Raw genomic sequence first — 21,247 nt, 5'->3', positions numbered from 1 at the left:
CTATGAAAACATTTCTTGACTCGCGCGGCTTTATGTCGGTAGTGGGATTGCTTGTTTTGTGTGCGGCAATAATCGCAGGATATGTCGTCGCATTCAATCCGGGAAAGAAGGTGACTAGTTACTGTGCAATGATGCCTGACACTATCGGCCTTTATGTGGGAAATGACGTTACGATGCTCGGGATTCGAGTCGGCAAGGTTACGCAAATCGATCCGCATGGTGAATCGGTTCGCGTCGATTTCGATATCGATGCCGAGCATGCCCTGCGGGGTGAAGTATCGGCGACCACGGTATCAAACACACTGGTCGCGGATCGGCACTTGGCAGTATTGAGTAACGGTGAACAATCTGAGTGGGATCCAGGTGAATGCATTACACGCACGCTCACGCCGAAAAGTATGACTCAGACACTCAACGCAATCGGCAAGTTAGCCGACGAATTAAACGGTGGCGGTATTCCCCTCGACGCGCAGCGCGTGAACAGAGGTATCAGTGCTCTCGACGGCGCAACCGATGGCACAGGCCCGCAGATCAGCCACATGATCGCCCGATTGGGGGTGGCCCTGGACTCGCCAGAGGGCGCAGTGGATCATATTGGCTCGCTGATCGACGTTCTGAGCGAGCTATCGGCAAGCGTGGCAGACGGATGGGGCGGAATAAAAGACATGCTTATCCCCTTCCCTGACGTCCTAGAGTTTGTTAACGGGAAAGTATGGCTCCCCATCGCCGGCATTATCGACTCTTTGCGAATACTCATCCCTATTCTGAACGACATCACCACGACTTACGGCGATGGCGCGCTTCCGGATTTAGATCGATCCGTGCCGACAATGCAATTGATAGGCGCAAATGTTGAGTCGATTGGTGACATTGTCAATATGATCCCTCCAATCATCAGTGCATTTGAAAGTTCCTCCGATCCTGTGACGGGCGCCACCGTGCTGCGCTACGCGGCGCCGAATAGTCTGATGAATCCCGTCGATGATGAGGTTTGCGAAGCACTGAATGCACTAGTGCCAAACGGTTGTCCTGGTGGCGCCCACGGTCCACCAAGTGCTGATCTACTGCCAGCGATACTCGGACGGGCAGGTGAACGATGACCCTGTGCACGAAGGTTGCTCTTCGCCCAGTCCTATTGGCGGGGGCCTTAGTTATGGGGGGTTGCGCGCTAGATCCTTCAGCGGTACCGATGCCCGGGACGAGCGTTCAGGGAGAAACGTATCCGCTCCGTGTGGAGTTCGCGAATACTCTCAATCTGCCGGCCCGCGCCAAAGTAACCTATGGAGGGATACAAATTGGAACACTGCGACAGTTAACTCTCATTGATCCCTCCGATTCGCGCGAAGGTTATGTCGTAGCTGATCTGGAGATCAGTGAGTCTGTGATGTTGCCGGTGACGACGTCGGCACAGCTGCGACAAGCCACCATCCTCGGGGACATTTACATAGCTCTGGTTGCCCCTCCACATGACGCTACCGATCTGCTTGCGCCGGGCGGCACGATTCCGGTCGAGCAGTCCGTACCTGCGGTGCAAATCGAAGACGTGATGGCCGGGATTTCAACTTTCGTCGGAGGCGGCGCGTTCAAACATGGACAAGACATAGTGTTCAAAACGAACGCCGTCCTGCCCGCGGACCCGGCACACACCGCAGTGGTGTCGGACGTCCTCGGAGCGAACCTAATTGACCTTTCTACCAGCCTGGAGGCCGTTGATGCCTTCCTCGACGGCACGACGGCAACCACGGGAGCTGTGTTAGAGAACGACGCTGCACTCAAAGCCTTACTGACAGAGGAGGGCGCCACCCAAGCTGTTCGCTCAATGGAATCGCTGGTCGCGACGCTCGGTTTGTTCGGCTCGCTGGGTATGGTCGCGCACTCACTCGAGTGGCTCACGCCGTTTTTCGCGTCTGCCGACGGTGCCGCTAAGGCTTTCATGCCGCTTGCGTTCACTGCCCGACCGTTGGATCTGACGGCTCCGTCGAACCTCAATATGCTTGTAGATCTACTTCGGAACAAGATCATCCCGTTCGTCGAATTCGGTCCCACGGTTAATGTGGTCGATGTCACGATCGAATCCAACTCCACTGATCTGTCGCGTATGCCGGTAGATGCACAAGTCGATCGGATTGTAGAGACTTTGCGAATGATCGGAGTGGTCCGCTGAATTTCAAACCGAGTTCTCTAGTGTCTCTATCCGCGATCCTTGCAGTGCTCATCGTGGGGATCACTTATCTGACCGTCAGCGTTGTGCGCCTCGACGGGTTCAGAGAACATTCCACAGCGACCATGGTGCTAACCAATTCGGGAAGCCTTGGGCCGCGTTCGCCGATCCTGCTCTCCGGCGTTCGGGTGGGAGAGATCACCAACGTGGAGAACATCCAAGATGGTGTAGCTGTCGAAATGCGCCTGGATCGGAGATTTCAGGTGCCGCTGAGCAGCAGCGTGATAATCGAGAACCTTTCGGCACTTGGTGAACCTTATGTCCTCTTCACACCAACTTCCGCAGAAGGTCCCTACGTTGAGGATGGACAGCGCATCGACACTCAGGCGATCCAGATGCCCCTGTCAATCCCGGACGTCGCCGGCGTGGTGACCGCTTTCCTGGATCAGCTCGATCCCGAAACCATTGCCTCCCTGATCGACAGCCTGCATCAGGCGATGTCCGGAATCGAGGACGTGATGCCGTCCTTGGAGCGGTCAACACGGCTGCTTGCTGCGACGTTGTTAGACCGGACACCGGAACTCCAAATGATGCTGACGAATCTGCAGACGATCGGCGGTGATATGGAGTGGCTAGGCCCGTCTATGGAATCTGCTGGACCGCTCTGGGCTGATTTCGGATTCAAGGTCGAGATAGTAGTGGAGGCACTGGCAAAATTTGTCCGGCTGCCGAACGTCCCCGAGGCTTACATCGAGGGAAATGGTCTAGTCGCGTTTCTGCCAAAGCTCACGGAAAAGCTTGATGAGATAGGCCCCGACTTGCAGCAATTAGCGCCCATAATTGCCCCGCTTGCGAACGATCTGGGCGCAGCGCCACCGATGGACCTTAGCAGGCTGATTTCGCAGTCACTCGGCTCCACCTCCGCTGACGGATCGATAAGACTAAATATCGAGGTCGAATAGCCACCCGGCGCGGTTGCATACAAATCACGACAGCCCTGAAAGGCCGAGAAAGTTGAGGAAGAGAAATGTCCGAATATCGCGACCATGATAAGGGCGAACCGCGTGACTCTGGGGTCTCGACTAGAGCTACAATCTCCATTCGCACATCCACAGTGGTTTATGGTTCTGCCATCCTGGCTTTAATAGTCGTCGTCGCCGCATTGAGCTGGCTCCTTTGGTCAGCAAAGGCGGACCTCCGTGACCTCGAAGCCCGTGACGCCGATTACCAGCGCGCGGAGGAAGTCGCCGTCGAGTACGCCACTGGGGCCTCCGAGGTCGACTACCAGGATTCCGACGCGTGGCTGACCAGACTGAAAGCTAATACCTCCTCGCAACTTGCGAACAAATTCGACGCGACGGCTCCCAAGTTGCAAGAGATTCTCATCCCGCTCAAGTGGACATCCACAGGTGTCCCCATCGCGGCGAAGGTGTCGTCCGAGTCGGGTGGCATCTATTACGTCAACGTCTTCCTCAACGTAACGTCGTCTAGCGCTCAGACGCCAAATGGGGCTCAGACCACGGTTACCTACAACGTGACTGTCGATAGCAATTCTGATTGGGCTGTCACCGACGTGGGTGGCATGGACGGCGCCCTTCCCGCCAACTAGCCCGGTTGTGCCGACCATCGCCAGACAAACCGGAGAATTCGTATGAGGTTGCAGTCCTTATTCAGCACTGAGCGACGAACGTACGGCACCGACGCCGTCGTCACAGGTAGCGGCAGTGGCATCGGTCGCGCTTTTGCACTCGAACTTAATCGCAGAGGCGGGCGTGTGGTGTGCGCTGACCGAGACCTCGTCAGCGCACAGGAGACTGTCGCGTCAATTGCCGAATCCGGCGGAAATGCTTTCGCTGTCCAATGTGACGTATCTGATGCCGAGCAGGTACGTGACCTCGCAAGCACAGCCGAGAGATGGTTCGGCAACACCACGCGTCTCCTCATCAATAACGCAGGAATCGGCGCCGGAGGCAAGCCAATTGGCGAAAGCTCGTTGACGGATTGGCGCCAGGCGATTGAGGTAAACCTGTTTGGCGTTATTCACGGGTGCCAGACCTTCGTCCCGTTGTTTCGCGAGCGCAACTGCGGAGGTGTCATCAATATCGCGTCGGCAGCCAGCTTCGTATCCGCTCCCCGAATGGGCCCTTACAGCGCTAGCAAGGCTGGAGTCCTCTCGATCTCTGAGACACTTTCTTCTGAACTGGCCGGAACCGGCATTGTGGTGACTGTCGCATGTCCCAGCATGGTGAAGACGAACCTTGCCGACAGCGAAGCCATCGACGCAGTAGCCGCTCAGCGGGCGAAAAGACTGATGAACCTGATTGGGGCAACGCCAGAATCGGTCGCACACGCAATACTAAATGCGCATGACCGTGGCAATTTACATGTTCTGCCGCAGATCGATGCGCGGCTGGTGTGGAGAATCAAGCGTGCCATTCCTGGGCCGTACACTCGCGCGCTCGGCCTCGTAGAGCAGATGATGCGCTGATAACAGCGTTGTCCGCGCCCCGCAGGAGGGCCTGGCAGAATGGCGCCTCATTGCTCACGCCTCAAACGTTCGCACAGTTCGTCCGGGGGAAGGTTTTCCCACTGTGCAGTGGGAATACTCACCGCATCGAGAGGGCGTGAGACCGGACCGTCGATGACGCTACCGTCGACAGCAAACCGTGCCCCATGCCGCGGACACTCCCACGTTTGCGATGAACGACAAAAATCGAGCGGCCAGTCAGCGTGGGTGCACACAGCCGTGACGAGGTGGGTCCGGCCCGCTTTGTCATGGAAAATGCCGACGCGTTGATTGCCGACCATTAGCACCTCCGCGTCGGTACCTAGCGGGAGGCCGTGGCCGCTCTGACGCGTGCCATCAAACCTAGCCCCACGCCGAAATACCACTCGCTCAAACGCATGCCACGCAGTACGCACCGGCTTCGTCATGCCACCTCCATCGTCGTCCTCGCTGGTGTTGCACGTCTTCAATCAAACCCGAGCGTGCATCATTAGTCAATGAGACTGTTTTGTCGCTTCGTCTCGACAAACGACAATCTTCGATCTAGGGTTGTCCCAACACTCAGCGAGGATGGAGAGCGCGTGACAACTACAAGCGCATCTAGTCAGCTACAGCTGCCCGACCATGAGATTGTGATCATCGGGGCTGGAATCAGCGGCATCGGCACCGCAATCGCGCTGCAGCGCGCCGGCATTGAAGATTTTGTTCTGTTCGAGCGCGGACCGGACATCGGCGGCACATGGCGCGACAACACCTACCCTGGCGTCGGCGTCGACGTGCCATCACATGGCTACCAATTTTCATTTCATCTGAAGCCTGATTGGTCCCGCATCTTCGCCAAGGGGGCTGAGGTGAAGGCTTACATCGATTCGTGCGCAGAACGATACGGCATTCGGGCTTACGTCCGCCTAAACTGCGAGGTTACCTCCCGCGAATGGGACGAAGAGGCGCAATTCTGGCGCTTGACCGTGGGTGGCCAGACCGTGACCGCGCGGTTCGTGATCAGCGCCATCGGACCGTTTATTCGGCCCAAGCCCCCCGCGATCGACGGGTTGACAGAATTCACGGGTACGGTTCTGCAGTCCACCTCGTGGGATCACAGCGTCGACCTATCAGGTAAGCGCGTCGCCATCATCGGCACTGGTGCGAGCGCTGTACAGATAGTTCCTGAAATCGCACAGAGGGTAGCTAGGCTCGACGTTTACCAACGCACCCCGATTTGGGTAACCCCAAAACCGGATTTCGCAATTCCGCGGGTTGCGACCACCATATTCCACGCCTTTCCCCCAGCCCGGCGGCTCGCGCGAAACGGCTCTGCCCGCGCGATGGAGGCGTTCCTTACGGGTATTGCACTAAAACATGAAAAATTGGTCCAGGTTAACCGCACCGGCACACGTCTGCTTCGCGGGGTCTGGTACCGGATGCAAGTTCGAGACGAGCGCACCCGCCGACGGCTTACACCAGACTACGATTTTGGCTGTAAGCGTCCCGCAACTTCAAACACCTACCTCAGAACGTTTAACCGGACGAATGTCGAACTCATCACCGGCCCGATAAGCCGAGTTACGCCGAGCGGGATTACAACATCGGATGGGCAAGAGCGCACGGTCGACGTACTCATCCTCGCCACGGGTTTCTGTGTGGCGACGGACCCCACTAACTACATTGAAAACCCGGTCCGCGGCAGGAACGGCTTTGATCTCGCGACATTTTATGCCGAGAACCGGGCCCGCTCGTACGAAAGTGTTTCGCTCCCAGGATTACCAAACCACTTCATCATATTCGGTCCGTACGGATGGGTGGGCGGAACATGGCATGATCTTGTTGAAACCGCCACTACGCATATTACGCGTGTAATCAGGGAGGCTCGCAACCGCAGAGCGACTTCTGTTGAAGTGCGTGAGGAGGCGGCGGATAGATGGACAAAGTTCGCGCAACAGCGAATGACCCGGTCACTGTGGGCCCTCGGCAACTGCGACTCGGCAAATAGTTACTACTACGACGGCCACGGTGACACCACCTTCGTCCGTCCGACGTCCACTCGCGAGGCGTGGGCGGCCGCGCGCACGTTCTCTCTGGACGACTACGAATACAGGGTGACGTCAGCGGCGCGAACGCACGCATCAATCCGAGCGGGAAGCGAAGGGTTGGAGCGCCCAAGAATCACGCTACGAAGCCTCTACGGCGATCACTATTCCTCGAGATCCGCTTCTCACCCTGAGCAGCCGCGAACTTCTTCAACGCGTACGGAGAACTAATGTCAGAGCAATACGACTACATCATTGTTGGTGCTGGATCCGGTGGCTGCGCAGTGGCCGGGAGGCTCACCGAGGATCGGGCTGCCCGGGTTTTACTGATCGAAGCGGGCGGGTCGAACCGCAGGCTGGAAGTAGTGGCGCCTGCCGCCTTCGCCAAGCAGTTCCATTCGAAACTTGATTGGGACTATTGGACGGAACCAGAGGCACATCTGAATGGTCGCCGCATCTTCTCCCCCAGAGGCAAGGTGCTCGGTGGGAGCAGCTCGATGAACGCGATGATCTACATCCGGGGAAATCGTGAGGACTACGATCAGTGGGCGGCAGACGGGGCGGATGGATGGTCGTACGAGGACGTCCTGCCCTACTTCCGGCGCGCAGAACACAACGAGCAGTTTAGCAACGGCTTTCACGGCACAGCAGGCCCGCTGAACGTCACCAGAATTCCTAACCTTGACCCAGTCAGTTCGGCCCTCATCGACGCTGCAGAGCAAGCGTTAAAGGTAGACCGGAACGACGACTTCAATGGCGCCACTCAAGAAGGTGTAGGCCAGTTTCAGGTCACCCAGCGCAAGGGGATGCGTTGCAGCGCAATGGATGCGTATCTAAGGGCGGGCCGACGACCCAACCTCACCATCCGAACGAGGACCCTCGCTACGAAAATTCTGATAAAACATGGCCGCGCCGCGGGGGTCGAAACAACCGATAGGAAAGGAAATCTCCAGCGACTGCTGGCGAAAAGCGAGGTGATCCTCGCAGCCGGAGCATTCAACACTCCGGCGCTGCTCCAACATTCCGGTATCGGACCGGCTCCATATCTGCGCTCGGTCGGGGTGAAGCCAATCGAAGATCTGCCCGCAGTCGGGCTTCACTTGATGGAGCATCCGCTGGTTTACCTTACGCATGAGCTAAAGGAGGGGCAGGTCGGTTTGTTCGACGCGGAGAACCCTCGGCACCTGGTCACATGGCTGAGGCACAGGCGCGGCAAGCTCACGAGCAACGTTGCAGAAGCTGGTGGGCATTTCCGCACCGATTCCTCGATGCCCGCCCCGAATTTCCAGGTACTGTTTGCTCCCGGTTTCTTCTACAACCACGGTGCGATGTCCTGGGATAGACCGGCCGCGACCATCGCAATGTCTTACATCGCGCCGCGCAGCCGGGGGACCGTTCGGATCCGCAGCGCCGACCCAGGACGTAAACCTGCGGTCAGCTACAACATGCTAGCCGACCGATCAGAAATGGATGAGATGGTCGATGCCGTCACGCTCGCACGAGAGATCGCGGCCGCAGCTCCGGCACGTGAGGTCCTCGGAACCGAGATCACACCCGGCACCTCTGTGCGGACGCGGGACGAGATAGCCGCTTGGATACGCACGTCCGTCCAGCACACGTACCATCCCTCATGCTCGGCTCGAATCGGTTCACCGGAAACTGGTGTTGTCGACGCGAACCTGAAGGTCCACGGCATTGACGGCTTACGGGTGGCCGATGCATCTGTTATGCCGACCATCATCCGGGGCAATACGAACGCCGCCACTATCATGATCGGCGAACGATGCGCCGCTTTTGCCCGGCACGAGGACCTCGATGCTTCATCTGGCCTTACAGTCGCGCGGGAGGCGGGAGCGGAATGACTTCTATCTCTGAGATCGATTCCCAGAGCGGAACAATGATCCAAGTTGAGAACCCTGCGACAGGCGAAGTGCTGTGCAGCATCAGAAATATGAACGCCGAGGATGTTCAGGATTTGGTAGCTCGTGCCCGATCCGCGCAGCCGCAATGGGCGGCAATGGATTTCAGCCAACGCGCACGACTGGTGCGAGCCTGGAGATCCTGGTTCATCCAGCATCGCGAGCACATAATTGACCTTATCGTTGCCGAGAATGGAAAAACACGGGAAGATGCGCTACTTGCCGAGGTTTTCTATATCGCTGACTCGATGGGATTCTGGGCTAAGAACGCTGCCAAGTATCTCGCCCCCGAGTCTCCGCGCACACACTCACCTCTTGTGCTGGGCAAAAAAATCACAGTACATTACCGGCCACTGGGCGTCGTGGGTGTTATTGCACCGTGGAACTATCCTCTCACCCTCAGTATCGGTGATGCGCTGCCCGCGTTGATGGCCGGCAACTCTGTTGTGATCAAGCCCAGTGAGTACGCACCTCTCGCTGTTCAGTACGTAGTTCAGGGCGCGCTCGAGGTCGGATTCCCGCAAGGCGTGATAGTAGCAGCCTCCGGCGGAGGGGCAACAGGGGCATCGCTCGTCGACCGTGCCGACATGATTCAGTTCACGGGTTCGACTCGCACCGGACGCCAGATCGCGTCTCGGTGCGGCGAACGGCTAATCCCCTGCTCCGTCGAACTCGGGGGAAAAGACCCAATGATCGTCCTTGCCGACGCGAACCTTGAACGCGCTGCAAACATCGCCGTCGAGTGGTCGATGCGCAACTCTGGCCAGATATGCATGGCCGTCGAACGCGTGTATGTCGAGGAGTCTGCCTACGAGTTGTTCGTCGACAAGGTCGTCAAGAAGGTAGCTGCGTTACTTCAGGGCTTACCGGGTGGCTACGGCACCGTCGATGTCGGCGCTATTACGTACCCCGCCCAAATGGATGTCATTCAGAGCCATGTAGATGACGCGCTTGAGAAGGGCGCCCGAATACTTGTCGGCGGAAATCCCGGACGTGGGCCAGGCAGGTTCTTCGAACCGACCGTCCTCGTCGATGTCGATCACACAATGAAATGCATGACGGAGGAAACCTTCGGGCCCCTCTTGCCGATCATGAAGGTCTCCGACGCGGATGAAGCGATTCATTTCGCGAACGAGAGCACATACGGTCTGGGATCAAGCATTTTCACGCGAGACATCGGGAAGGCCGAAGGGCTAGCACGCCGACTTGTCGCAGGAAACACCTGGATCAATGATGCAATCATGAGCTATCTGGCACAGGAAGTACCCTTCGCCGGTTCGCGCGAATCCGGCCTCGGCGGTCGTCACGGAGCACAGGGCATTCGCAAATACTGTGATACCCACACCATCCTCACCACCCGTTTCGCACCTTCCCACGAGCTCACCATGTTTCCGAATTCGGCAAGAAGGTCCCGCGCATTCGAACGCCTGCTGGTTTTGATGTTCGGCCGGAAGTAGTCTCGACCGTCGGATAGCGAAGCCTCCCCAGGGCGTCCGTGAGGTCTGGGGTTCTTGTAGGTCCGGGGCGCAGCCAGAGCCCCGGCGGCGACATCGCATCGGCATATCTCGGACGCATTGAACATCTATCAACCCCGATAGGCTTGTCGGATGCCACCGTTCTGGATTGTTGACGCTTTCACCTCCCGCCCGTTCGCGGGAAATCCCGCGGCCGTTGTCCTCATGGACCAGAAGTACGAGGACGCGTGGGCGCAGCAGGTAGCGGCGGAGTTCAATCTTTCCGAAACAGCATTCGCCCGTCACCTGGCGGACCATGCCGGGTGGGAGCTGAGATGGTTCACGCCGACCACAGAGGTGGACCTTTGCGGGCATGCGACGCTCGCGACGGCGCACGTTCTTGCCGGTGAAACCTCGGTTGGTCCGCTCAGATTCTTCACTCGCAGTGGAGAACTCGTCGTCACCAACACGGACGGCCGTTACTGGATGGACTTCCCGTCCGCGGCCCCGGTGCCCGCTGAAGAACCGCCAAGCCTCGCTGACGCTCTGGGCGTGAAACCTGTGGGTGTCTGGTCCGGAGCCACGGGTGACCTGCTGGCGGAACTGCCCGACGCGGAGACGGTGCGTGACCTCACACCCGACCTCGCGCTGCTGAAGCATATCCACGCGCGGGGGGTTATCGTCACGGCTGCAGGTTCACCTGAGTACGACTTCGTTTCCCGATTCTTCGCACCGTCGGTGGGGGTGCCTGAAGATCCCGTGACCGGGAGCGCGCACACCGTTCTCGCGCCCTTCTGGGCGGAGCGGCTCGAGCGATCTGAGCTTCTCGCGCGCCAGTGTTCTGTCCGTGGAGGTGACGTGTACTTGCGTCTGCAGACCCCTGGCCGGGTAATGATCGGTGGCGACGCGGTCACCGTCATGTCGGGCGAGCTCAGCTAGCGCAGGTGCTGCGCGAACCACTCCACAGCCAGAGCGTCTACTTTGCTGGCGTGCGGCAGCTGCGGTCCTGCCTCTAAACCCGGCTCGTCGGCGAGCGCATGGGCCATATTGTCGACGAAGTGCAGGTCAGTGGGGGTTCCGTTGTAAACTGAGCGAAGTGCGCCAATGAAGTTTTCGGCGGGTTCGATGAAGCCATCGGGTTCGTCGTCCGCACCGAGGATGGCGCGGACCGGCGGAGCTCCCGCACGCGCGAAGTCCGACGCACGCGCAACGAAATCGAGCCGGTCCGCAACCTGATTCGCTTCGGGAGTCCAGTCGTAGTTGATCCCGTACACGCGGCTCATCGCTGCGACAACTGCCCGCAATTGCAGGAGTGGCGACACGAGTACTGCGGCACGGACCGGCATGACTTGTTCGGCAATGATGAGGGAAGCAATCGCAGCACCCAGTGATCCGCCCATCACGCCGAGCGCGGCGTCTCCGAAACCAAGCTTCTTCCTCAGAAGTGGGTAGACATCGGCAAACTCCCGCGCAGCCTGGTCAGCGATGGGACCCTGCAGATTGAGGACCGCGTCCTCCATTCCCAGTTGCATGATCTCGTCGAAACCACCCGCTGGCATACGGGAACCGCATAGTGGAAGCCCCAGATAGATGCGCCAGGCGTCGAGGCCCTCCATCGGGACAGCGGCCTCGAATGCCACCTCACTCCGGGGAGAGTCCATGAGATGCCAGCCGAACACCACAGGCGCATTCTCTGCCGTCCCACTCATAGGGGGCTTCGCCACGTAAGGGACGCCTGCCGCGATGCCGCGCTGTAGGTTCATGTTGGTCCTCTCAAGGTACGAACTGTACACCGTCCAATGTAACTGGACGGTGTACAGTAAGCAAGGTGACGGTACCCCGAGGGCCCGGGAAACGGGCAGGCATTACCCTGCGTGACATCCTCGATGCCGCCCATGGGCTGCTCAAAGCACAAGGCCAGGAAGGATTGTCCATGCGGGCGATCGCCCGCGTGCTCGGTGTCGCACCAAATGCCCTGTACAGCCACACATCGAGCAAGCAGGCGCTCATCGACGAGTTGCTCGACGATGTCCTCGCCGCAGTTCCCTCCCCCGCTGAGGAAGATGCCACGCGGGCACTGAGCACGATGATGACGTCCACCTACGACACATTGCTCCGACACGGTGAACTTGTCCCGCTCTTCCTTGCCCGGCAAGGCGCGCGCGGCAGTAACGCCTGGCGGCTCGGGGACCAGATGCTGCTACTCCTCGAGCGGGCCGGGGTAGGCGCCGGTGCGGCCCGCGAAGCCCAGCGCGTGCTGATCGTCTACACGATTGGCTTCGCGGCGATGGCTGCCCAGTCCTCTGTTGAAGCCGACGCCACCGCGCGATTACAGCCGCGCGATTTGCGCCAGAATTTCACGACCGGACTCGAATGGCTTCTCCGTGGCGTCACCGGCCACCAGTGACTACTTCTTAGGCTTGTCGGTTGAAGACTCCGTCGACAACGCCGCCACGAACGCCTCTTGTGGGACGTCGACGCGGCCGATTGTCTTCATCCGCTTCTTGCCTTCCTTCTGCTTCTCGAGCAGCTTGCGCTTCCGGCTGATGTCACCGCCATAACACTTGGCCAGAACATCTTTCCGGATTGCGCGGATATTTTCGCGTGCGATGATTTTCGAACCGATGGCCGCCTGGATCGGGACTTCATACTGCTGCCGGGGAATGAGATCCTTGAGTTTGTTGGCCATCTTGTTCCCATAGGCTTGCGCGGCGTCTTTGTGCACGATCGCACTGAACGCATCCACCGCCTCCCCCTGCAGCAGGATGTCGACCTTCACAAGCTGCGCTTCCTGCTCACCCGACTCTTCATAGTCGAGTGATGCGTAACCCCGAGTGCGCGACTTCAATGCGTCGAAGAAATCGAAGATGATCTCTGCCATCGGGATCACGTAGCGCATCTCGACTCGAGTCTCCGAAAGATAGTCCATGCCCTTCATGTCGCCACGGCGAGACTGGCAGAGTTCCATCACTGGGCCGATGAACTCTGACGGCGTGATGATCGTGCATTTCACCATAGGCTCGAAGACCGACCGGACCTTCCCTGTCGGCCAGTCAGACGGGTTGGTCACGATTGTCTCCGCGCCATCTTCCAAGATCACGCGGTACACGACGTTGGGTGCGGTCGAGATCAGGTCGAGCCCGAACTCACGCTCGAGCCGGTCACGGGTGATCTCCATGTGCAGAAGACCAAGGAAGCCGCAGCGGAAACCGAATCCAAGCGCCACCGAGGTCTCCGGCTCGTACGTGAGCGCGGCATCATTCAGCTGCAGCTTGTCGAGTGCCTCACGGAGGTCCGGATAGTCGGAGCCGTCGACTGGGTACAGGCCGGAGTACACCATCGGCTTTGGGTCGCGGTAACCCGTCAGCGCTTCCGAGGCACCTTTCCGCGCAACGGTAACCGTATCCCCAACTCGTGACTGGCGAACATCTTTCACACCCGTAATGAGATATCCGACCTCACCGACGCCGAGTCCGGCACACGGTTTGGGATCCGGCGAGATGATGCCCACTTCGAGCAGATCGTGTGTCGCTTTCGTCGACATCATGAGGATCTTCTCCCGTGGCGTGATCTTGCCGTCCACTACGCGCACGTAGGTGACGACGCCGCGGTACGTGTCATAGACCGAGTCAAAGATCATTGCTCGTACGGGCGCATCCGAGTCGCCCACCGGTGGTGGCACCTTCTTCACCACAGCATCCAGAAGTTCGGTAACCCCGATACCCGTCTTTCCCGATACGCGGAGCACGTCCTCAGGCTCGCAATCGACGATGTGCGCGATCTCTTCCGCGTAGCGATCAGGATCAGCGGCAGGCAAATCGATCTTGTTAAGAACCGGGATGATCTCCAGTTCACGGTCGAGCGCCATGTACAGGTTCGCGAGCGTTTGTGCTTCGATCCCCTGTGCCGCGTCAACAAGCAGAACCGCGCCTTCGCACGCCTCGAGCGCGCGGGACACCTCATAGGTGAAGTCGACGTGCCCGGGGGTATCGATTACCTGGAGTACGTAGTCGTCCTTCGTTCCGTCAGGGCCTTCTACGCTCCACGGCAAACGCACATTTTGTGCCTTGATAGTGATGCCACGTTCACGCTCGATATCCATACGGTCGAGGTACTGATCCCGCATTGATCGCGCGTCGACCACCCCCGTGAGCTGCAGCATACGGTCGGCAAGCGTCGACTTCCCGTGGTCGATGTGCGCGATGATGCAGAAGTTCCGGATCCGGGATGGATCGGTGAACGTCGTGTCCGCAAAGCTAGGCACTCGGCTCCTTACGTGGCGATCAGTTGGCGGCGGATGCTGAGCGAGCAAACGTGCGTGCAAACACCCTTAGGGTGTTGATTCTATGGCTACTCGATGGACATAAGAAAAAGCCTGCCCATCGGGTGACCGGAAAGACACGACGATATGCGGCGGCAACCGCGACACGAGTGACTAACGAGGCAGTCACAAGGTGGGCGGTTCTGATAAAAGCACGCGCCTATTCCACCACCCTCGAAGCAAAAGATTTGCTTGTGAGGTCAAGGAGTGCGGATGGCAATCAACCGCCGGAAGTTCGTTGTCGGCTCATCGCTCGCCGTGGCCAGCGCAGCGGCGATCAGCTCGGGTGCTGCGCCCGCCCTCGCCACGCCCCGCGAACGACATATCCTGCCCATTGGGCAGCCGGTGCCACCTCCTCAAGAAGCCGATTTCGTCGGCGTCACCTTTAGCCAGAGGCCCACCGCAAGCGCTCGCATCCGCTTCACATCGGGTACGTCCGCTGGCGAATGGATCCCGGTCAGGCCGACCTCGCATAGTCCTGATTTCCAGCCCTACGGGACCGCGGCCGACCTGGTGCCGATTCCGCCTGAATGCACGAGCATCGAAATCGAGAATGACGATGTTTTCGCTGCGGCGACGCCAGTCGCGATCAGTGGTTTACGAGATGCGACCAGTCCCCTATACCAAACGGTAGACCTGTTCTCCTTTCCGGTGATCACGCGCGCTGGCTGGGGCGCGGAAGAGTCGCTCGGCCGGCGTCCGAGCGGGGTTCTGCGGTGGAGCCCTAGCTTCGCCACCCCGCAGATCATCACCGTGCATCACTCTGCGATCGGTACCGCTCGCAACGCCGCCGCGACCGTACGGGGCATCCATCGCTACCACGCAGCGACCCTCGGCTGGGGTGACATCGGTTACCACCTGCTCATTGACCCGGGGGGCCTGATCTATGCGGGGCGTAGCACCGGTGACCTCCAATCCCCTGTTTTCAGTGGTAGCGGTCCGTCACTCGACCAACTCGTGGTGGGCGGGCACGCCTACGCATTCAACGAAGGCAACCTGGGAATCTGCCTGCTCGGCGACTTCACGAGCCGGGCGCCGACTCAGGCGGCCCGCGAGACCCTTATCGCCGTACTCACCGAACTATGTCGCGCCCTCAACATCGACCCTCTAGGACAAACCAGCTATACGAATCCCGGCACTGGCGCCACCGCCCTCGTCTGGTCGGTGGCGCAGCACCGGGAACTCAACTCGACGAGTTGCCCAGGCGACGCCGTCGCCATGGACTTCCGCGACATCCGCGCCGCTGTCGCACAGCGCCTCAACTCTGGTGTGGCCCCCGCGCACAACGCCGCCGGAGTGGTGCCCGCGTCCACGACTGTGGCTGAGGTCATTCCCGTCGAGATTCAGGACGTGTAGGCGCCCCGGAGCTCACGCTAGACGGGTGATCTCGACGACCACGTCGAGGGCATTCGATTCGCCACCAATGTAGATACCTCGTAACGGCGGCACATCCCTGTAGTCACGGCCCACACCCACCGCGACGTGGCGCTCAGTCACCTCGATCGCGTTGGTCGGGTCGAAGCCCCACCAACCACCAGTCCAGGCCTCGATCCATGCGTGGCTTTCCCCCTGAACCGTCTCTCCGACGGCAGCGTCACTACGTGGGTGCAGGTAGCCAGAGACGTAGCGGCACGGAACGCCAACACCGCGCAGCATCAGCAGTGTCAGGTGCGCGTAATCTTGACACACTCCCTTACGTTCCTCCCACGCTTCAACCGCAGAAGTGTGCACACCGGTGGTACCGGGCACATAGGACATGCTGTCATGTACCCAGCCCGCGATTTCCGCGACCGCGTCATCAGGAGCCTTCCCCTTCTTAAGCTCCTTTGCGACACCTATTAGTTCCTTGTCGTACGGGACGTAGCGGGTATTGGAGAGCGCCTCGTTAAACCAGTCGGTGACGCGGTCGGTGGCGAGTTCCTTCCAGGTGACCTTCTCCTCGGGACGCGTACTGCCATCTGTCTCGACCACCGAGGATCCGACGACCTCGAGTTCTGTGTGCGGGGCGTGCAGGTCGAAAGCAGTCACCTGCGTGCCCCAGTAATCGGTGTAGCGGTACGAGCGCGTGGCCGGGGTCGTTTCCACCCTGTTAAGAATGACGTTCTGGCGCGGCTCATTTCGCGGACTCAGCCGCGCCTCGTTGTACGACCTCGTCACTGGAGCTTCGTACGCGTAGCCCGTGGTGTGGACGATTCGCATGCGGGTGTTCACAGTTCAGCCTCCACATGGACGTCATCAACACGAGTCCCCGCATCGGTCCATGCGACCCAGGGGGCGGAATGGAAGTACTGCAAGGAGACGGCTTCGTTCACTTCGGTGCACAATTCGAGAAGACTGAGAAGCCGCGTTTGCAAGTCTTCGAGGAGCATGCCCGGACGAAGGAACTCCAATTCACTTCGAGCGCGCCCAAGCAGCCGGAGAGCTTCGGCACGCGCACCGATCCTGCTGCGCGGACGATGATCAAGTTCCTCCAGTGCGACCTCTGCTGTCCGGATCGTGTGAAACACTGACCGCGGAAACAGCCGGTCGAGAAGGAGAAACTCGACGACGCGGCCCGCATCAAGAGCACCCCGATATGTGCGCAGATACGTATCGTGTGCGCCCGCGGAACGCAGCACGGTCACCCACGACGGGGACGAGGCTCTATCGCCCGCCCGCGACAGCAACAGACGCACAAGCATGTCAATCCGCTCCACGGAACGACCGAGGATCAAGAAGCGATAGCCGTCGTCCCTGCTCAGTGTCGTATCGACCAAACCAGCGAACATCGCCGCGCGTTCCTCGACGTAACGGAAGAACTCGTGTGGCCCGAGCAGGCGCGCCGCGCGCTCACGTGACGCGAGGCCGTTGACGGTGGTGTTCAGGCATTCCCACATCTCGGCGGACGTCACCTCACGCGCACCCCGCGCATTGTCTCGCGCGCTGGTCAGCGAGTCGACGATGGACCCCGAATCCTCACGGCTGTATGCGACGCGTTCAGTCAGCGACCACACGTCGAGCGGACCATCCGGCGGATTAGTGCCCAGAACACGGAGAAGCACCCGTGACGCGCGATCTGGATCGACCGTCGAATCCTCCAGGAGATGATGGACTGCGACATCGAGAATTCGCGCGAGATCGTCAGCGCGTTCGACGTACCGCCCTATCCAGTACAGCGATTCTGCATTTCGTGCCAGCACCTACCGTCACCTCCTACTGCTGCTGCTGTTCTTGGTCGATCGCAAGTTCGGGCCCGGTCTCCGCTTTGTGCGCGGTCTTGACCTCACTGACAAGCTCTTCACCCGCAAGTTCGCGGTCCTGAGCCGCCGAGCGCGTCGTCGCCAGCACCCACGTGTCCTTACTTCCCCCGCCCTGGCTGGAGTTCACCACCAGAGAACCCTCCGTCAGAGCTACACGTGTCAGGCCACCGGGAAGCACCCATACGTCGTCGCCGTCGTTGACTGCGAAGGGCCGCAGGTCGACGTGACGCGGCGCCAGCTCGTCACCTGATTTGGTCGGCACCGTCGACAGTTGGACCACAGGCTGCGCTATCCAGTCCCGCGGCGAATCACGGAGCTGGCGGGAGAGTTTCTTCAACTGCGCGGGCGAAGCGTCCGGCCCGAAGACAATCCCGTATCCGCCTGATCCCTCCACCGGTTTCACAACGAGTTCGTCGATCCGGTCGAGCACTTCCTCGAGTTCCTCGGGAATCCAGCAGCGGAATGTATCTACGTTGGGCAGGCTGGGCTTCTCGTTCAGGTAGTACTCGATGATCGTCGGCACATAGGTGTAGATGAGCTTGTCATCACCAACGCCGTTGCCGACAGCGCTGGAGATCACAACGTTCCCTGCACGGGCAGCGTTCAAGATGCCGGGAACCCCGAGAACCGAATTGGGCCGGAACTGCAGCGGATCGAGGAATTCGTCGTCGATGCGACGATAGATGACGTCGACCTGTTGCTCACCCTCGGTCGTGCGCATGTAAACAATGTTGTCGCGACAGAACAGGTCCCGGCCCTCGACAAGTTCGACTCCCATTTGCCGAGCGAGAAGTGAATGCTCGAAGTACGCAGAATTGGCCACGCCGGGCGTCAGCACAACAACCGTCGGGTCGGCTTCGTTCAGCGCAGCGGAGTTGCGCAGCGCCCGAAGCAGATATGCGGGATAGTCGGCTACCGCACGCACCCGGTGGCTTGCGAACAGATCCGGGAAAACCCGCGTCATTGTGCGTCGGTTTTCCAGCACGTAGGAGACACCTGACGGCGAGCGCAGATTGTCTTCGAGTACCCGGAACGTTCCGTAATCATCACGGATCAGATCGATCCCCGCGACGTGGATGCGGACTTCGTTGGGCGGGACAATGCCCGCTGCTTCGCGGTGGAAGTGCTGGCATGACGTGATCAGCCGGCGCGGCAACACTCCATCTCGCAGGATGTTCTGCTCGCCGTACACATCGTCGAGGAAGAGTTCCAGCGCCTGTACACGCTGTTTGATTCCCCGCTCCAGCTTCGTCCACTCGCCAGCGGCAATCACGCGCGGGATCAGATCAAGCGGAAACGGGCGCTCCTGCCCGGACAGCGAGAACGTGATGCCCTGATCGAGAAAAGCACGTCCCAACGCATCTGCCCGTGCGGCGAGGTCATTCGCTGTTGCTGGCGCGAGCGCTTTGAAAATGCCCTTGTACGCCGACCGCACATTACCTTCGCCGTCGAACATCTCGTCGTGTGCGAGGGCGTAGTGCTCATAATGCGGTCCCGTGTCCGCGTACCCCCCAAAGACGTACTCACCGTTGCCGGACGCGGGATCGTCGGACTTGTGCAGTGCCTCGTATAGCGCGCTCTGCGCGCTCAGCGACTTCGTTCGGGAACTCACTCACTCAATGGTGCTACAGATCCACTCACACAGCACGCTACTTCGGCGCATCGGGCGTTAAGGTCGCGTTTCAGATTTGGTAACGGGAGCCAGCGTCGCCCCTGCGACTCCGGAAACCAGAGCGGCCGCGAACGCGATCACGATCACAGACCAGCTAGGCGCTGGCGCATCGAAAGCCGCCTGAGCGCCACGCTGTCCAGAAAGCAGCAGAAGAACCAGCGCGGAGATCAGGACCGTCACGAACCAGCCCAGCGCGTACGCGAGACGGATGCCCCATTGTGCTAGCGATGAGTCACCCGTTTGATAGTGCCCGATGACGAGTGGGATGAAGAGAGCGACGAAGATTGGCAGCAAATAGGTGATCAGCATGACGGTGGGCGAGCTCTGGCTCGTCACCTGTCCGTCAGCCGACCACTGCGTCGCAATCTGATTTGGAAGATCCGGAAGCCACATCAGTATCGTCACCATGGTCGCCGCTACGACCAGTGCTGGGAACCCCAGATACGCCTTCCAGCGAGGATTGTTGTCTTGCCACATTTCGCCCATCAGTATCGACAGTACATGCGGCGTTTGTAATGAGGTCGCCGCAGGTGGTAGCCTTCTCCTTCGGCGCGCACGGTCAGCCAATGGCTGCTGCGCACGCACTCCCCTCACGCCTTGAGCGAAGGCTACGGGAAGTGCCAGTTTTTCCCTTTAATACCAAACTGACCAGAGGTTGTACGCGTGGCCAACATCAAGTCCCAGGTGAAGCGGATCCGCACCAACGAGCGTAACCGGCTCCGCAACCAGTCGGTTAAGTCCGCGCTGCGCACCGCCATCCGGAAGTTCCGCGAGGCGGCTGCCACAGGCGATAAGACCGAAGCAAAAGAGCTCCTGCAGGCGGCGAGCCGTCATCTCGACAAGGCTGCGACTGCTCGTGTCATCCACAAGAACCAAGCCGCCAACAAGAAATCTGCGATGGCGCAGGCTTACAACAAGCTCGGCTGAGTTCTCACCCAACTCGTCAAAAGAGCCGCACAGGGGTCCCTGTGCGGCTCTTTTGCGCGCTTCTCAGCGCGCGAGGTCGGCCACGCCGATAACCGCACGTTCGAGGGCATAACTCGTGTCGGCCGCGCCGCCTTTGACGTCACCGTTGAGACGAGCAACGATTCCGAGAGCTCGCCCCAACGTGTCCGGATTCCAGTTCCGCGCCTGTGCCTGCGTTTTCCGTACCTTCCACGGAGGCATACCGAGTTGCGGTGCGAGGCGGTTGGGGTCACCCCGCCCTGCTGCGCTCACCCGCGCGATGGCACGGACGGTCTCCCCCAGCGCGTCAGCCAGAACGACGTGCGGCACACCGCTGTGATGGGCCCATCGAAGCGCCTCCAGCGCTGCGGCACGGCTGCCCGTGACCGCTTTTTCCGCGACGTCGAAGCCGCTCACTTCCGCACGGCCTGAGTAATAGCGTGCGACTGCCGCGGCGTCGACTCTCCCGCCGGTGTCGGCGGCCAGCTGAGAACAAGCCGAAGCAAGTTCACGTACATTCGAGCCAACGGCCTCGACCAGCGCGGCGATGACGTCAGGAGACGCTCGGACCCCATGCGAACGGAACTCCGATCGCACGAACTCAGCACGCTCCGTGGCATTGAGTTTCAGGCACTTGTGCACCTCGGCACCGCGCTTCTGCAGGTCGCTGGCAAGGGTTTTCGCGCGCCCGCCACCCGAATGGATCACCACCAGGGTGACTCCGCTGGGGAGGTCGGCAGCGATGTCCCGCACAAGCGCAACGGCATCCTTTCCCGCTTCGTGCGCGGACTCGAGTACAACCACCCGGTCCTCACCGAAAAGAGACGGGCTGAGCAACTCAGCTAGCTGCGCGGTGCCGAGGTCGCCCGCGCGTACCCGGCTCACCTGGATATCGCTGTCTCCAGATGCAGCGCGGACAGCGGACAATACAGACCCGACTCCCCGTTCGATCAGGAATTCCTCGTCGCCGAGGAGAAGATGCAGCGGCTCGACTGTTGGCACG

Annotated in this window: 20 protein-coding genes; 12 read left to right on the top strand and 8 right to left on the bottom strand. The window is 59.9% G+C overall.

Features of this window, described 5'->3' with window-relative positions; genetic code table 11:
• Positions 1–2 precede the first annotated feature (2 nt).
• The 5 genes from AS9A_RS05645 (at position 3) to AS9A_RS05625 (ending at position 4,649) form a co-directional block, all read left to right on the top strand.
• The gene (locus tag AS9A_RS05645) at positions 3–1,100 is read left to right on the top strand and encodes an MlaD family protein (RefSeq protein WP_013805966.1); all 1,098 of its coding nucleotides are present in this window, start codon (positions 3–5) and stop codon (positions 1,098–1,100) included.
• Positions 1,097–2,164 (top strand): MlaD family protein, encoded by a 1,068-nt coding sequence (locus AS9A_RS05640; protein WP_083826462.1) that lies wholly within the window; start codon positions 1,097–1,099, stop codon positions 2,162–2,164. The genes AS9A_RS05645 and AS9A_RS05640 overlap by 4 nt, the downstream gene beginning before the upstream one ends.
• A 53-nt stretch (positions 2,165–2,217) precedes the next feature.
• Complete coding sequence (locus AS9A_RS05635) at positions 2,218–3,123, top strand: MlaD family protein (protein ID WP_158307346.1); 906 nt, start codon at positions 2,218–2,220, stop codon at positions 3,121–3,123.
• Between the two features lie 152 nt (positions 3,124–3,275).
• A complete protein-coding gene (locus AS9A_RS05630) occupies positions 3,276–3,770 on the top strand; it encodes a hypothetical protein (RefSeq protein ID WP_013805963.1) in 495 nt (164 codons plus the stop codon).
• A gap of 42 nt (positions 3,771–3,812) precedes the next feature.
• A complete protein-coding gene (locus AS9A_RS05625) occupies positions 3,813–4,649 on the top strand; it encodes an SDR family NAD(P)-dependent oxidoreductase (protein WP_013805962.1) in 837 nt (278 codons plus the stop codon).
• 47 nt (positions 4,650–4,696) lie between these two features.
• Here AS9A_RS05625 and AS9A_RS05620 read toward each other — a convergent pair whose 3' ends face one another.
• A complete protein-coding gene (locus AS9A_RS05620; protein ID WP_083826461.1) occupies positions 4,697–5,095 on the bottom strand; it encodes a Rieske 2Fe-2S domain-containing protein in 399 nt (132 codons plus the stop codon).
• A 153-nt stretch (positions 5,096–5,248) separates the two neighbouring features.
• On the opposite strand from AS9A_RS05620, the gene AS9A_RS05615 reads away from it, so the two are divergent.
• The 4 genes from AS9A_RS05615 to AS9A_RS05600 all read left to right on the top strand — a co-directional run bounded on the left by AS9A_RS05615 (position 5,249) and on the right by AS9A_RS05600 (position 11,006).
• Positions 5,249–6,925, top strand: coding sequence for a flavin-containing monooxygenase (locus AS9A_RS05615; protein ID WP_013805959.1), 1,677 nt, complete (start codon positions 5,249–5,251; stop codon positions 6,923–6,925).
• Positions 6,925–8,556: a GMC family oxidoreductase gene (locus AS9A_RS05610; RefSeq protein ID WP_013805958.1), complete on the top strand. Its 1,632-nt coding sequence runs from the start codon at positions 6,925–6,927 to the stop codon at positions 8,554–8,556. Before AS9A_RS05615 ends, AS9A_RS05610 begins: the two co-directional genes overlap by 1 nt.
• The gene (locus AS9A_RS05605) at positions 8,553–10,070 is read left to right on the top strand and encodes an aldehyde dehydrogenase family protein (protein WP_013805957.1); all 1,518 of its coding nucleotides are present in this window, start codon (positions 8,553–8,555) and stop codon (positions 10,068–10,070) included. Before AS9A_RS05610 ends, AS9A_RS05605 begins: the two co-directional genes overlap by 4 nt.
• A 150-nt stretch (positions 10,071–10,220) precedes the next feature.
• Positions 10,221–11,006: a PhzF family phenazine biosynthesis protein gene (locus tag AS9A_RS05600; protein ID WP_013805956.1), complete on the top strand. Its 786-nt coding sequence runs from the start codon at positions 10,221–10,223 to the stop codon at positions 11,004–11,006.
• On the opposite strand, the gene AS9A_RS05595 is transcribed toward AS9A_RS05600, so the two are convergent.
• Positions 11,003–11,830 carry an alpha/beta hydrolase family protein gene (locus AS9A_RS05595; RefSeq protein ID WP_013805955.1) on the bottom strand — a complete coding sequence of 276 codons (828 nt, stop codon included), beginning with the start codon at positions 11,828–11,830 and terminating at the stop codon, positions 11,003–11,005. The two genes, AS9A_RS05600 and AS9A_RS05595, sit on opposite strands and share 4 nt — an antisense overlap.
• Before the next feature lie 65 nt (positions 11,831–11,895).
• On the opposite strand from AS9A_RS05595, the gene AS9A_RS22595 reads away from it, so the two are divergent.
• The gene (locus tag AS9A_RS22595; RefSeq protein ID WP_083826460.1) at positions 11,896–12,474 is read left to right on the top strand and encodes a TetR/AcrR family transcriptional regulator; all 579 of its coding nucleotides are present in this window, start codon (positions 11,896–11,898) and stop codon (positions 12,472–12,474) included.
• Here the strand turns inward: AS9A_RS22595 and lepA are convergent, their stop codons facing one another.
• Positions 12,475–14,331, bottom strand: coding sequence for a translation elongation factor 4 (lepA, locus tag AS9A_RS05585; RefSeq protein WP_013805953.1), 1,857 nt, complete (start codon positions 14,329–14,331; stop codon positions 12,475–12,477).
• Positions 14,332–14,601: 270 nt separating this feature from the next.
• Between lepA and AS9A_RS22590 the strand changes: the two genes are divergently transcribed.
• Positions 14,602–15,744, top strand: a complete 1,143-nt coding sequence (locus tag AS9A_RS22590) for a peptidoglycan recognition protein family protein (RefSeq protein WP_013805952.1) — start codon at positions 14,602–14,604, stop codon at positions 15,742–15,744.
• 12 nt (positions 15,745–15,756) lie between these two features.
• Here AS9A_RS22590 and AS9A_RS05575 read toward each other — a convergent pair whose 3' ends face one another.
• The 4 genes from AS9A_RS05575 to AS9A_RS05560 form a co-directional block, all read right to left on the bottom strand.
• Positions 15,757–16,599 carry a transglutaminase family protein gene (locus AS9A_RS05575; RefSeq protein WP_013805951.1) on the bottom strand — a complete coding sequence of 281 codons (843 nt, stop codon included), beginning with the start codon at positions 16,597–16,599 and terminating at the stop codon, positions 15,757–15,759.
• Entirely contained in the window at positions 16,596–17,567 is a 972-nt protein-coding gene (locus AS9A_RS05570) for an alpha-E domain-containing protein (RefSeq protein WP_013805950.1), read from the bottom strand. Before AS9A_RS05570 ends, AS9A_RS05575 begins: the two co-directional genes overlap by 4 nt.
• A 13-nt stretch (positions 17,568–17,580) precedes the next feature.
• Entirely contained in the window at positions 17,581–19,188 is a 1,608-nt protein-coding gene (locus tag AS9A_RS05565; protein WP_049793847.1) for a circularly permuted type 2 ATP-grasp protein, read from the bottom strand.
• A 108-nt stretch (positions 19,189–19,296) separates the two neighbouring features.
• On the bottom strand, positions 19,297–19,785 hold the full coding sequence (locus AS9A_RS05560) for a DUF1648 domain-containing protein (RefSeq protein WP_013805948.1): 489 nt from the start codon (positions 19,783–19,785) through the stop codon (positions 19,297–19,299).
• Positions 19,786–19,962: 177 nt separating this feature from the next.
• Here AS9A_RS05560 and rpsT point away from each other — a divergent pair, with 177 nt between their 5' ends.
• A complete protein-coding gene (rpsT, locus tag AS9A_RS05555) occupies positions 19,963–20,226 on the top strand; it encodes a 30S ribosomal protein S20 (protein ID WP_013805947.1) in 264 nt (87 codons plus the stop codon).
• 63 nt (positions 20,227–20,289) lie between these two features.
• Here the strand turns inward: rpsT and holA are convergent, their stop codons facing one another.
• Positions 20,290–21,246: a DNA polymerase III subunit delta gene (gene holA / locus AS9A_RS05550; RefSeq protein WP_041451563.1), complete on the bottom strand. Its 957-nt coding sequence runs from the start codon at positions 21,244–21,246 to the stop codon at positions 20,290–20,292.
• Between the last annotated feature and the right edge of the window lies 1 nt (position 21,247).

Source organism: Hoyosella subflava DQS3-9A1 (assembly GCF_000214175.1).
Classification (GTDB): Bacteria; Actinomycetota; Actinomycetes; order Mycobacteriales; family Mycobacteriaceae; genus Hoyosella; species Hoyosella subflava.
This window is presented reverse-complemented; position numbering and strand designations above follow the sequence as displayed.